Annotated in this window: 16 protein-coding genes and 1 other annotated feature; of the genes, 5 read left to right on the top strand and 11 right to left on the bottom strand. The window is 38.0% G+C overall.

Annotated features, from left to right (window positions below; translation table 11 throughout):
• Nucleotides 1-12: 12 nt before the first annotated feature.
• The 3 genes from JOD28_RS00915 to JOD28_RS00905 are packed head-to-tail and all read left to right on the top strand — an operon-like array spanning nt 13 to nt 1957.
• Nucleotides 13-639, top strand: a complete 627-nt coding sequence (locus JOD28_RS00915; RefSeq protein WP_204769042.1) for a phosphatase PAP2 family protein — start codon at nt 13-15, stop codon at nt 637-639.
• Entirely contained in the window at nt 636-1157 is a 522-nt protein-coding gene (locus JOD28_RS00910) for an SAM-dependent methyltransferase (RefSeq protein ID WP_204769041.1), read from the top strand. Before JOD28_RS00915 ends, JOD28_RS00910 begins: the two co-directional genes overlap by 4 nt.
• A gap of 11 nt (nt 1158-1168) precedes the next feature.
• Complete coding sequence (locus tag JOD28_RS00905; RefSeq protein ID WP_204769040.1) at nt 1169-1957, top strand: peptidylprolyl isomerase; 789 nt, start codon at nt 1169-1171, stop codon at nt 1955-1957.
• 82 nt (nt 1958-2039) lie between these two features.
• Here JOD28_RS00905 and JOD28_RS00900 read toward each other — a convergent pair whose 3' ends face one another.
• The 3 genes from JOD28_RS00900 to JOD28_RS00890 form a co-directional block, all read right to left on the bottom strand.
• Entirely contained in the window at nt 2040-2477 is a 438-nt protein-coding gene (locus tag JOD28_RS00900; protein WP_204769039.1) for a universal stress protein, read from the bottom strand.
• 112 nt (nt 2478-2589) lie between these two features.
• Nucleotides 2590-3285 carry a ribose-5-phosphate isomerase RpiA gene (rpiA, locus tag JOD28_RS00895; RefSeq protein WP_204769038.1) on the bottom strand — a complete coding sequence of 232 codons (696 nt, stop codon included), beginning with the start codon at nt 3283-3285 and terminating at the stop codon, nt 2590-2592.
• A gap of 50 nt (nt 3286-3335) precedes the next feature.
• Nucleotides 3336-4070, bottom strand: coding sequence for an amino acid ABC transporter ATP-binding protein (locus tag JOD28_RS00890; protein WP_239531010.1), 735 nt, complete (start codon nt 4068-4070; stop codon nt 3336-3338).
• A 138-nt stretch (nt 4071-4208) separates the two neighbouring features.
• Between JOD28_RS00890 and JOD28_RS00885 the strand changes: the two genes are divergently transcribed.
• Nucleotides 4209-4349 (top strand): hypothetical protein, encoded by a 141-nt coding sequence (locus JOD28_RS00885; RefSeq protein ID WP_204769037.1) that lies wholly within the window; start codon nt 4209-4211, stop codon nt 4347-4349.
• A 96-nt stretch (nt 4350-4445) separates the two neighbouring features.
• On the opposite strand, the gene tuf is transcribed toward JOD28_RS00885, so the two are convergent.
• The 3 genes from tuf to JOD28_RS00870 all read right to left on the bottom strand — a co-directional run bounded on the left by tuf (nt 4446) and on the right by JOD28_RS00870 (nt 8641).
• Nucleotides 4446-5633, bottom strand: a complete 1188-nt coding sequence (tuf, locus tag JOD28_RS00880) for an elongation factor Tu (protein WP_013102558.1) — start codon at nt 5631-5633, stop codon at nt 4446-4448.
• 163 nt (nt 5634-5796) lie between these two features.
• Nucleotides 5797-6726, bottom strand: a complete 930-nt coding sequence (locus JOD28_RS00875; protein ID WP_204769036.1) for a type I restriction endonuclease subunit R — start codon at nt 6724-6726, stop codon at nt 5797-5799.
• A 106-nt stretch (nt 6727-6832) separates the two neighbouring features.
• Nucleotides 6833-8641, bottom strand: a complete 1809-nt coding sequence (locus JOD28_RS00870; RefSeq protein WP_204769035.1) for a ribonuclease J — start codon at nt 8639-8641, stop codon at nt 6833-6835.
• Between the two features lie 209 nt (nt 8642-8850).
• Here JOD28_RS00870 and JOD28_RS00865 point away from each other — a divergent pair, with 209 nt between their 5' ends.
• Complete coding sequence (locus JOD28_RS00865) at nt 8851-9522, top strand: hypothetical protein (RefSeq protein WP_204769034.1); 672 nt, start codon at nt 8851-8853, stop codon at nt 9520-9522.
• A 51-nt stretch (nt 9523-9573) separates the two neighbouring features.
• On the opposite strand, the gene rplT is transcribed toward JOD28_RS00865, so the two are convergent.
• The 5 genes from rplT to JOD28_RS00840 all read right to left on the bottom strand — a co-directional run bounded on the left by rplT (nt 9574) and on the right by JOD28_RS00840 (nt 13145).
• Nucleotides 9574-9993 carry a 50S ribosomal protein L20 gene (gene rplT / locus JOD28_RS00860; protein WP_204769033.1) on the bottom strand — a complete coding sequence of 140 codons (420 nt, stop codon included), beginning with the start codon at nt 9991-9993 and terminating at the stop codon, nt 9574-9576.
• 83 nt (nt 9994-10076) lie between these two features.
• A complete protein-coding gene (gene rpmI, locus JOD28_RS00855) occupies nt 10077-10274 on the bottom strand; it encodes a 50S ribosomal protein L35 (RefSeq protein ID WP_004900365.1) in 198 nt (65 codons plus the stop codon).
• Between the two features lie 62 nt (nt 10275-10336).
• Nucleotides 10337-10876, bottom strand: coding sequence for a translation initiation factor IF-3 (gene infC, locus JOD28_RS00850; RefSeq protein ID WP_220730313.1), 540 nt, complete (start codon nt 10874-10876; stop codon nt 10337-10339).
• Nucleotides 10877-10890: 14 nt separating this feature from the next.
• Nucleotides 10891-11015, bottom strand: a sequence feature (ribosomal protein L20 leader region).
• 33 nt (nt 11016-11048) lie between these two features.
• Nucleotides 11049-11684, bottom strand: coding sequence for a DUF1361 domain-containing protein (locus JOD28_RS00845; protein WP_204769032.1), 636 nt, complete (start codon nt 11682-11684; stop codon nt 11049-11051).
• 87 nt (nt 11685-11771) lie between these two features.
• A complete protein-coding gene (locus JOD28_RS00840; protein ID WP_204769031.1) occupies nt 11772-13145 on the bottom strand; it encodes an amino acid permease in 1374 nt (457 codons plus the stop codon).
• Between the last annotated feature and the right edge of the window lie 77 nt (nt 13146-13222).

The following is a 13222-nucleotide window of genomic DNA, read 5'->3' as shown; positions in this document are numbered from 1 at the left end:
ATACTATATATTATGCGCAATAAACAAAAACTACAACTTTTATGTGTCACCCTTGGCTTCATTATTTTTTTAGGACTTGCCACTGGTGTTTTTTTGCAGTCAGAATGGGTTTCAGAAGTAAATCATTTTGGTCAACAATTAATCCAAAATCGTTCACCTATCGCAGATACTTTCTTTACCCACGTCACACAGCTTGGCAGTGTGACGTTTACATCACTTGTAACGCTTTTACTATCACTGTTCCTTCTTTTCCAACGTCAATACCGTCTGTTTCTTTTTTTAGTCGTAAATATTATTATTTCTGCTGGCTTTATCACACAATTAGTCAAACATATCATTAAAAATCCACGACCGGTAACACAATTGATTCCCGAGCATGGTTACAGTTTTCCGTCTGGGCATACCATGGTATCTATATTGCTCTATGGCACACTCATTATTTTAATTCGACTTTATATCAAAAATACTTGGCTTAAAAACATCATGCAACTTCTTTTTCTCAGTCTAATCGTGATTATCCCCATCAGCCGTATTTACATTAATGTGCACTACCCTAGTGACATTTTAGCCGGTTTAGCCCTGGGATATAGTCTACTTATGTTATCCCGCTACATTTTTAATATTGGAGAACATACATGATTCCTACAACACAAACCTTTATTCACCAGCTAATTGAACAAGCTGTCCACGTGGGCGACACCGTTGTGGACGGTACAACCGCCAATGGCATTAATACACGCTTTTTAGCAACACGTGTTGGTAGCACTGGTCGTGTATTAAGTTATACAACAACAAAAGACAATGCTAACGCAACAGCGGCTTCACTTTTTATGAGTGGCCTATCAGAACGTGTCACTTTACTAGGTAAAACAATAGACCGTCAATTTGTTGCTGAACTTGGCCTTCAAGATCAAGCAAGTATTGCCGTATTTGATTATTCTAGCGATTCTGAAAATAACCATGATCGACCAGATGATTATCTCGACCAAATTGACCGTGTTATCCCTCGTTTAACACACGGGGGTCTATTAATTATTAAATTCAATGTCGTCCCTAAAACCTGGTTAGACTACTGCCAAAGCTTATTAACAGCCGATTTTAAACAAGCAACCTATAAAACGGATAAAACACAGATCTATCTCATCGAAAGAGTTTAAAGGATGACAACATGAATAAGAAAAAACAACAGATGATACTTATAGCTATGGGTGCGGTGCTAGTGGTCCTTATAATTGCTATTGTCCTATTAACATCACACGCTGCCGAAACACCAACAAATAATGCTAGCGTTGGCACATCGTCTCAAACAAAAAAAGATCCTAATTTAGACAAAGTCGCCTTGCCTCAATTAGAGGCCCAAGTGGCATCTAATGAAAGTGAAGTTGAAATCAAAACAACAGATGGCGACATAACGGTTAAATTATTTAACCAGTATGCGCCATTAGCTGTCGAAAACTTTTTAACACATGCAAGGCAAAATTATTACAATAACACAGTATTCCACCGTGTTATTGCTGACTTCATGATTCAAGGCGGCGATCCTAAGGGTAATGGTAGTGGTGGGCACTCAATATGGTACGATAAAAACGACAGTATCGATAGTGGCCATGGTTTTAAAGACGAAATAAGTTCGTCACTCTATAACATACGTGGTGCACTGACAATGGCTAATGCTGGTCCAAATACTAACGGATCACAGTTTTTTATTAACCAAAATGCAAAAAATCAAACTAAACAATTAGATGCAAACAATTATCCTAAAAAAATAGCTGATGCTTATAAAAATGGCGGTAATCCCTCACTTGATGGTAACTATACTGTATTTGGTCAAGTAACTTCTGGCATGGCAACTGTTGATAAAATTGCAACGGCCAACGTAAAAAACAGTGGCGAAGGTTCGACCCCAGTCAAACCCGTCAAAATTATCAGCATGAAAATTTTAAAAGAAGCTAAATAACGTAACCGACATCATATAAAAGAGATGTTAAACACTCCCTCAATCTTTGAGCTTAGTTTAACATCTCTTTTTATTGCACAAACTATTTTTCTGATGTTCGCATGATTAATACATCAACGGCTGACGTTTGTGTGACAAACGATGGCACAGTACCCGCCATTGCACGTTGTAGGCGACTCAGACCAGTTTCCCCAACTACAATCAAATCATTTTTATGGTCCCTTGGGAAGTCACGCGCAATTACTTGCTTAGGTGTTCCAAAACGCACATGAATATCCGTATTAGCGTGACCCAGAGACTTTGCATAAGTGTATGCTTTATTAATCATATCTTCAGCGTCTTGCTCCATCTGATAAACAATATCCGCATTCATAACGACAGTCCCAAAATAACCACCGCTCGTATCTACAACAATCAAAATATCCATATGTGCTTCAGGTGCAAATTCATGCACGCGTTTGATCAACAAGTTTGATACTTTTGATCCATCCACTGCTACCAAAATATTTTTGTATGCCATATTATTTGTTATGTTGCGCGATCTGCGCGACACGCTCCTTCACTTATCTTATTACAAATCTATTATACCGCTTCTTATTAAGAAATGTAAGCGCTTTTAAAATAAGTTACATTTATTTCTGTAACGTATCACGTTTTAATTGTCTTACACCAGCAGAAGTACCGATAATAATTTCATCTACAATATCTAAAAATAAGCCGTGCTCAACTACGCCAATCTTCCCATCTAAATACTGCCCCAATTGATAAGGTTGATCAATTTTATTTAATACCAAATCAACGATAAAATGTCCCATATCCGTAACAATTGTTTTTCCATCTCGTTGTCTTAACACTGGGTGTAAATGATGTTTCTTAAAATCAGTTATTAATTTACCACTACCAAAAGGTACAATTTCTACTGGTAGGGGAAAACTTCCCAATTGTTCATGTAACTTCTGACTGTCCACTATCCAAACAACACGGTTTGAATTATGAGCAACAATTTTTTCCATTAAAAAGGCTGCACCACCCCCCTTAATGCCATTCATATGGCAATCTACTTCATCTGCACCATCCACTGTTAAATCAATCATCGGTGCATCATCAATATCAATGATTGTGATACCAAGTGATTTCGCTCTACCAGCTGTTTTAAAAGATGTTGTTACCCCAATAATTTTCAGATTTTCTTGACTTATACGATTTGCAAGCGCATCCAAAAAATAGTTAACTGTTGATCCAGTTCCTAAACCAACCGTCATACCGTTTTTGATTAGCTGTGCTGCCGCCTTCGCCGCATGTTTTTTCTCTAAATTAATATTTTCCATACCTTTATCGTAACAAAAAATCCCGAACTTATTCGCACGAGATTTAAATATTACAGTATTTTATTCAAAAAGTCTTTTGCGCGGTCCGTTTTTGGTGACGTAAAAAAGTCTTCAGGTTTTGAAATTTCTTGCACACCGCCATCAGCCATAAACCAAATTGTATCAGCCACTTCACGTGCAAAACCCATTTCATGTGTAACAACCAACATTGTCATGCCATCTTCTGCTAATTTTTTCATAACACTTAACACTTCACCAACCATTTCTGGATCCAACGCACTTGTTGGTTCATCAAACAGTAAGACATCAGGTGACATAGCTAGCGCTCTTGCTATTGCAACACGCTGTTGCTGTCCACCTGATAAGCTGGATGGGTAAAAATCATATTTATCAGACAAACCAACTTGTGTTAACAATTTTTTTGCCAATTCAGTAGCATCACTATTGGATACTTTTTTGACCTTCATAGGTGCTAATTTCACATTTTCAATGACAGACAAATTAGGGAATAGATTAAAGCTTTGAAACACCATGCCCATTTTTTCGCGTAAAGTATCTAACTGCTTCTCACCCAGATTTGTTAGCTCATTACCTTCAAATATAACCTGACCACTAGTTGGCGCATCTAGTAAATTAATTGTTCGCAAAAAAGTAGATTTTCCAGCGCCTGAAGGTCCTAATATAGCAACGACCTCGCCTTGCTTTACTTGCGCATTAACGTGATCAAAGATAAGTTTAGTGCCATATTGTTTTTTTAAGTTGCTTACAGTCAATAATTCAGTCATTATTCTATTGCTCCCTTTTATATCTATCTTTAAGTATACATTAATTTCTATCTTATGCATATTATATACATTTATTTTTTGAATAAGTGTATATAATTGCATATAAATTGCGCTATACTGAACTAAAGGAGACAGTATATGGCAAAAATTGTTAATCGCGAAGAACAACTTGTAAATTCTTTCGACGACCTCATTTCATTACCTAGTGATGACACAACTGATGAAGCACGTGCTTCTGCGTTGGGGCGTGACACAGATGAAAAATCAAATCTAAAATAAAATATAATTAACGCATGGTGTTGACCATGCGTTTTTAATTATAATTAAACAATAAAAAAACACGCGTTTGCGTGTTTTCATGAAAATAATTATGAATTAATCTTCGATTTCTGTAACAGTTCCGGCACCAACAGTATGGCCACCTTCACGAACAGTAAACTTCAATCCTTGTTCAATAGCGACTGGTGAGATCAATTCGATTTCGAATGTCACTTGATCACCAGGCATAACCATTTCTACACCTGCTGGCAATTCAACAACACCTGTAACATCAGTTGTGTGGAAGTAGAATTGTGGACGGTAGTTAGTAAAGAATGGTGTATGACGTCCGCCTTCTTCCTTAGAAAGGACATAGACTTCAGCCTTAAACTTCTTATGTGTCTTAATTGAACCTGGCTTTGCCAAAACTTGACCACGTTCGATTTCGTTACGATCAACACCACGTAGAAGTGCACCGATATTATCACCAGCTTGTGCTTCTTCTAATGTCTTACGGAACATTTCGATACCAGTAACAGTAGTCTTTTGAATAGCTTCTTTCAAACCAACAATTTCAACTTCTGTTCCAGTAGTCAATACACCACGGTCAACACGACCAGATGCAACTGTACCACGACCAGTAATTGTGAATACATCTTCGACAGGCATCAAGAATGGCTTGTCAGTTTCACGCTTTGGTTCTGGAATGTATGAATCAACAGTATCCATTAATTCTTCGATAACCTTAACTTGTTCAGGGTCACCTTCAAGGGCCTTCAAAGCTGAACCCTTAAGAACTGGAATATCGTCACCTGGGAAGTCATATTCTGACAACAATTCACGAACTTCCATTTCAACCAATTCAACTAATTCTTCATCATCAACTAAATCAGTCTTGTTCAAGAACACAACAAGATAGTCAACACCAACTTGACGCGCCAACAAGATATGTTCACGTGTTTGTGGCATAGGACCATCAGTTGCAGCAACAACTAAGATGGCACCATCCATTTGTGCAGCACCAGTGATCATGTTTTTAACATAATCGGCGTGGCCAGGGGCGTCGATATGAGCGTAATGACGTGCTTCTGTTTCATATTCGATGTGCGAAGTGTTGATCGTGATACCACGTTCTTTTTCTTCAGGTGCATTATCGATTTCAGCAAAATCAGTAGCTACGATACCTTGCTTTTCAGCCAATACCTTTGAGATTGCGGCTGTCAAAGTCGTCTTTCCGTGATCGACGTGTCCAATAGTACCGATATTAACGTGGGGCTTAGTGCGAACGTAAGTTTCCTTAGCCAATGTAGTTTCCTCCAAAATTCATTTTACAGATTACTGAAAAATGTTTATATATTTATTTTACAACGCAAGCCATTAAAAGACAACAGTTAATTGCGTTTTTCTGGCTCTTGAAGCCAAAAATTATTATACCGAATTATTAAGAAAATGTAAACCGTTTTATAGACTAATTTTCAAAAAAATTCTCAGTCAGTTTTCTAACTTTTTGATGCCATTTTTTTTGTGTCGCCATTTCGGTCAGGTTTGAACGTTGATAGTAGCGATCAATGCTCGATTCAACCCAGCTCTCGGGATCTGTCACAACCTCTTCTACACGTGGGTAGAGCAAGGTTAATTCAAATCGAACCTGTTGTGCCAACATGTCCATTGCAATGGGATCATCATGTCCTAGTTTTTCATCTAGTAAATCAGCAATATCTTCAAAAATTTTTAGATTTGTCAGTATTGGTAAATTATTCAACTTAATTGTATATAATTCATCATCTAACCAGCGATACACAACGTCTTCTGATAGACGTAATTTTTGAAGATCTTCCAGTAAGGTAGCTCGAATAATAGGCGTCGCATAGGGGTCTACTAATAAATATTTAGCGCCTACGACAAATTGATTCACAGGTAGATGCCTAGCCGATTCATACCTATCCCGCTGCTCAATAACACTATAATCACTCAAGTGATAAAATTGGCGTGCTATCGTTTGAAACGTGGCTGACATGGCTGATTCTGCGCGAACTTCAGCATCCCGTATTTCTTGAAGTACAGTTTGCCTCGTACCTAGATCGTCCCAAAGCATTGCTAATTGTTGTGCGTAAACAAAGCTTTGATTTTGAACCGCTAGCGCAACGACCATGCGAAAATCGCTTTCTTCTTCCAGATAGTTCATTAGAAAGTCATCAGCATAAGATGATGCTAACTGGTATTGTTCATCCATAAATAGTGCTGTTACTAAGCGATAATTCACCTCATAAGTTGCTACCGAACTATATAATTCTCCTAATGTTTCTGATGCATCATGCCAATTTTCTTGCGCCATTTCAGTATGCGCTCGCGTAATCATTGCTTGTATTTCAGGTGTTACATTATTTTCTGAGGTCATAAAATATTTGTGATAATGCCAAAACAATCAAGACATTAGCGCATTACCTTCCTAGGTCCATAATAAAAAACCTTGATTTTTTGATAAACTGCCCCTAAATTCAATGTTAATCTGCAGCTTTTATAATCGTCTTTTTACCGCGCTTTTTAGATGATTTTGCTGTGTTTGGCGTGCTCTTCTCATTTTTCACCTCTTGACGCGGACGTGTCTGCAAAGATTTGTGCGCCATAGGGCGCCGATTTTGATTCACTTCCATGACAACAGGCATGACCATAGGGCGCCGACGTGTTTGCTCAAACAAAAAGCGTGACAAGACCTCGCGCACCCCATTTTTTAGCTCGTTCCAATCAAAGCTTTTAGTTGTCGTGAGATATGTTTCAATTTGTTTAACCGTTATTTCAGAAGCTTCTTTCATCAAATCACGATTTGCTTTGACGTAAACAAAACCGCGTGATGTCAATTTCGGCTTAGAAACGACTTGTCGTTTTTTGCGATCAATCGTGACAACAGAGACAAAAATACCATCTTCTGATAAGATTCGGCGATCTCGCAAAACAACGTTACCAATATCACCAATACCTGCACCATCAATCAGTGTTTCACCGACAGTAAAGGAATCCTGCAATTCAAAATGATCACTCAGCCATTTGAATTGATCACCTTTCATAGCCATCATGATGTGATCTTCTGAAATGTGGACTTCTTCAGCAGCTGCTTTGGCAGATGTCATTACGCGATACTCACCTTGAACAGGCATGAAATACTGTGGCTTTAACAGGTTAATCATCATCTGTAAATCATTACGTGATGCATGCCCACTAGAACGCAAATCGCTGCTTATTTGTTTCACATCTGCCCCTCTTTTGAAGAGCATATCACGCGTCTTAGCAACAACACTCTCCATCGCTGTTGAGGGCGTTGTTGTAATAAATACCAAATCATCTACACCAATGTGAATATACGGATCTTCTCCGTTAGCCATACGATTTAAATGTTTAATTGGTTCTCCCATTCGCCCAGTTTCGAGGATGACAGTCTCTGAAATAGGCAAGTTTTTAGCATTTTTCAAATTAACAAATAACTTACTTTCAGGAATGGGTAAATTAAGTTTACGCAGACGAATAGCTGTTCGAACGACATTTTCAATATCATTACCAGACAAAACAAGTTGTCGTTTTGTGGCTACAGTAGCATCAATGACTTGTTGAATACGCTGAATATTCGATGCAACTGCTGCCACAATGATTCTTTTTTGTTTATTTTCTCGGAAAGTCTCCAAGATATACTCGCTAATCTTAGATTCATTAACAGAATCTAAATCATTTCCTGTTCCAGCGGCATCAGCTAACAAGGCAAGTACTTTTCCTTGTCCAACTTCCACCAAGCGTGATATGTCTGTTTCGTAACCTGCATCTGAAGTCTGGTCAAACTTAAAATCACCAGTATAGACGACTTGCCCATAAGGTGTTCCTAACACAATACCCAATGAATCTGGTATAGAATGCGTGGTATTAAAAAATGATACCGTTACCTTTCCAAAATCAATTTCTGTTTTTTCGTTGATAATATGATAATCTTTATAATCTTTTAATGCTTCTTGTTCTTTTATCGCTAATTTTGCTAGCTCAATTGTCAATTCTGAACCAAAAATAGGCGCTTGAACTTGCTGGAGAAAGTAAGGCAGCGCTCCTATTGCATCCGCGTGCCCATGTGTTAAAAAGACACCCGCAATCTTATCACTATTTTTAATGAAATACTCAAAATCCGGTACAACAACATCGATCCCAAGTTGGTCCGTTTCTGGATATTTTAATCCAGCATCAAAAATAAAAATTTCGTCTGCCACCGTAACGGCATACATGTTCTTACCGTTTTCGCGCACGCCGCCAAACGGAATAATACTTAAATCTGTCATGTTTTTTCCTTTATAAATAAACTTATATTATAAGTCGTCATTTTTCGTAAATATAACAAGCGGACACTACTGGTTTCTAAAACGCTGAGGTGGTCCTATTTTTTGTCTCGATACGTAATTATATCTATTTTAACACACTTTGACGCTTTTCTGTTATCATTATGTGAGGAAAGGAATGTATAGATGCTGTTTGTCTATATATAATGATTATGCAACGTAAACCATTTAAAAAGTCGCATCGCGCACGTAACATCGTTATTGCTGTTCTAGTTGTTATACTCGTAGTATTTACTATTTTTGCCATAGTAGGTCATAACCAGCAATCAGCACATAAGAATGAGCAAGGTAAATCAACTGTCACGTCAAAAACGAAACACGCTAAGTCCAAGATAACTCAGTCTAAATCTAGTTCATCAACGACTTCAGCCAGTGAATCGACTAGTGTTGCTGAAGCACCCGTGACAGCCAGTTCAGCCGTGTCATCAGCCATTAGCATAGTCACAAATGATGCTACACAGACACCAATTACTGATAATACCACTGTAGAAAGTAGCGCCTCAACGCCCTCATCTCATACTAATTCTGAGGCAACTTCTTCAAGTCAGATTCAACAACCCGACAGTTCGAGTTCAAGCGCTTCCCCTGCAAGCTTTGGCAATTGGTCCGCTTCAACATATAATGCCGTTGCCATAGGAACAGTGACATATGATGAAGTACGCGCAACTTATGGTAATCCGACATATTTAACAGCAAGTGATCAAGTATACGCTATCTGGCAGAGTACCAGTGGTGCTAAGGTCTCGATTGTTTTCACACCGACAGGTGATGCTAATAATTTAAAACTCGTTGCTAGTAGTAAATCTCAAAGTGGTTTACAATAACAAAAAAATGGTGATCGAATTAATCGATCACCATTTTTTATAGTTTAAATATTAACGATCAACTTTAACAGTTGTTTCCAACGTTGCAGCAACACGTTCTTGTACTAAGACGTTATCTGATGCTAAAGCAGCCTTCGCTTGGTCAGCTAACTTTGAAAAAGTATCAAAATCAGTTACAGCAATTTCAGCTAACATTTTACGGTTAAGCTCTACACCTGCAAGTGTCAAACCATGCATCAACTTTGAATATGACAAACCATTCATACGGGCTGCTGCGTTGATACGAGCAATCCATAACTTACGAAAGTTACGCTTTGTGTTCTTACGGTCACGGTAGGCATACAAGTATGACTTCCATACTTGTTGCTTAGCAACCTTAAAATTAATACGACGTTGTCCACGGTAACCCTTGGCCAACTTAACAATTTTTTTACGACGTGCGCGTGAAACTGTACCACCCTTAACTCGCATGGGTAATTCCTCCTAGAATTCTAAAAAATAACTTACTGAATTTCAAATCTAAAATATAGATAGCTGAACTATCGCAACGCGAATTAGATATTTGACAACATCTTAGCGTATGTTTTAACAGTCGTTGAATCCATCATACGTGTACCACGCAATTGGCGACGTTGTTTCTTTGTCTTACCATGGAAACGGTGTGAAGTATAGGCTGAAGCTGACTTCAAGCCACCGTTTGCTGTCTTTTTAAAGCGCTTTGCTGATGCGCGGTGTGTCTTCATCTTTGGCATGTGACTAATTCTCCTACTGTGTGATTTTGTTTAAGCTTGCAAACAAACTGATAAACCTTTAATTACTTGGCATCTTTAGGTGCCAAGACCAAAAACATTTGGCGGCCGTCCATTTTGGCACGTTGCTCAACCTTGGCAATATCGTCAAGTTCTGCAGCCATACGGTCTAATACTTGCCGTCCGATGTCTTGGTGCGTAATCATACGACCACGGAAACGTAAGTTAAGCTTAACCTTATTCCCTTGTCCAAGGAACTTGATAGCAGCTTTCTTACGCGTTTCGAAATCGCCTGAATCAATGACCGGTGACATACGAACTTCTTTAAGTTGAACGATTTTTTGGTTTTTGCGTTGTTCTTTTTGTTTCTTTTGTGCTTCGAACTTAGCTTTTCCCCAATCCATGATTTTAGCAACTGGTGGTTCAGCGTTAGCTTGCACCAATACTAAATCTTGGTTTGAATCGTTAGCAATTTGTTGTGCATCTCGCGTAGACATTTCTGTTTGCTTACCGTCATGGATAAGCAATACGCGAGGTGCACGAATATTATCGTTGATTAAATCAACTTGTCGTGGTTGACGTGCTATTGTCAGGCACCTCCAAATTTATTTTGCGAATCAAGCAGAAAAAAGTGGGTAAAGAACCTAATCTTCACCCACTTCAACACTTGCAATCCTTACGGATAACTGTATCTGCCAAGAAACATTGTCACTTGGCGAGAAGCGGGCGCTTCTACTTGTTCAACATATATAATTCTACCGTATTCGGTAGTCACTGTCAAGCACTTTTTTGATCGCTATTAATCAGGCGAATCCCATAATGAAAAACAACCAGAACGGCAAATTGTGTTGCAGCAAACAAAATCACAAAAGCAATCATATGAAAGCTCATAGAGAAAATTATATTTTCAATTACCTCACCAAAGTTGGTAAATATATCCCAAGAATTTAATCTTAGATAACGACCGAGATAAATACCAAAGGACGATAAGAGTGACACAATAGCCGTGATCGTGAAATAAACCAGATGCGTGTGTTTCTGAAAGATCGTACGTGTTTCTATTTCTAAACTTAAGATACCCAACCCGACACCAATAAATATGCCTGTTGCTAAAATCGCATAATTAAAATATTGTGTCGGTTGATCGAGATCCGTTCCAATAGCGTAAAGATGAATAAAATCAGTCATCATATACATGGTATTTGGAAAAAACAACAGCCAAAGCCCGCTAAAAACTGCCTTAATAGACTTTAACTGGGTTGCTGCTACTACGAGCGCAAAATCAAAAGGGAGCAGCGCCAAAAATACATTCCAGTTTAAAAAAGTGAAGCGCGTTGGTGTTATATAAACAAACACGAAAAACAAAAATACCATGATATGAACAACAGCTATGTTCAAAATTTTTTTTTGCATACGTCACGCCCCTTTTTTACAGTATTTATAGTGTAACATAAGCAATAAAGACTGTTCAATCTTTTAGATTAAACAGTCTTTATATTTTTATTTTAGTGCTTTTTTTGGTTGCCGTGAAGCAATGAAGCCAAAAATAATTAGCCAAATTGTGGATCCAATGGCTGGTATACGTGATTCTGGATTGAAAAATAGCGTAATATATACAAACATGAAGAAAACGATTGCCAATGGTACAACGACCTTGGGCGCAATCACTAAGAAACCATCTGTCAAATAATCATCTGATTTGCGGTAGTTAATATAAGCAATTAACACCAAAATGTAAATCATCAAGAATAAATCTGTCGAAGCACTAGTTACAAAGCTAAATGCATTTGTAACAGCGGGAACGACTGAGATAACTGCAGATATTGCAATCATTAATGATGTAAATAAGACAGCATTAACGGGCAGTTGTGTTTTCGACATCTTGCGAAAAGGTTGTAAAAACTGAGCTTTCGACTGAAATGCCAAGGCATAAAAATTACGACTGGCGCTAAACAAAACTGAATTCAATGCTGAAGCCGCACTTGTTAAAACAACAAAATTAATCAATGCTGCTGCCCATTTAATCCCTACTAACTCAAAAACCATCACAAATGGACTTTGATTAGCCGGTATTTTCTGCCAAGGATAGATAGTCATAATGATAAACAGCGCGCCAAGATAGAAAAACAATATACGCCAAGGAATTTGATTGATTGCTTTTGGCAAGACCTCGCGTGGATTTTCCGTTTCGGCAGCTGTCATACCAATAAATTCCATTCCCACAAAAGCAAACATAACCATTTGAAATGCATTAATAAAATTCCCAAATCCATTTGGAAATAAGGAAAAATGATTGAAAACGTTGCTAAATGAGACATCCCCAACAGGGGTTTTAAATCCTGTGACAGCCATCATAATTCCGGTCACTATTAATGCCAAAATAGCGACGATTTTAATCATTGAAAACCAAAATTCTGTTTCACCGTATAGTGCAACAGCTACTAAATTAACACAAGTTAATAGCACCAACATGATAATTTGTATTAACCAACCTGGCATACTGGGTATCCAATACTGAATGTATTTTGCCACCGCCGTTAATTCTGCCATACCCATAAACACAACTGTTAACCAGTACGACCAACGTGCGAAAAAGCCTGCACGATTTCCCGCATATCTGGTAATAAAAGTTATAAATGTATGCTGTTTTGGATCAGAGTACAACATTTCACCAATTGTTCGCATCATTACAAACATAAATAAACCAATAATTAAATAAACTAATAAAATAGCAGGTCCTGCAAAATGTATCGAATTTCCCGCTCCCATAAACAAACCAGTACCAATGGTACCACCAATAGCTATGAGTTGTACGTGTCTATTTTGTAAGCCACGTTTTGGTGGTTTATTGCTGTCTTCCTTTGTTTCGGTCATGAAAATTTGTCCCCCTTGTCAATACACACGGTTTCGTATGTACAAAAAACCTAAAATGTTTTCATCATTACGATGGC

Origin of the sequence: Leuconostoc rapi, assembly GCF_016908715.1 — a bacterium.
GTDB lineage: Bacteria > Bacillota > Bacilli > Lactobacillales > Lactobacillaceae > Leuconostoc > Leuconostoc rapi.
Note: the sequence above shows the minus strand (reverse complement) of the source record. Positions and strands in the feature narration are given on the sequence as shown.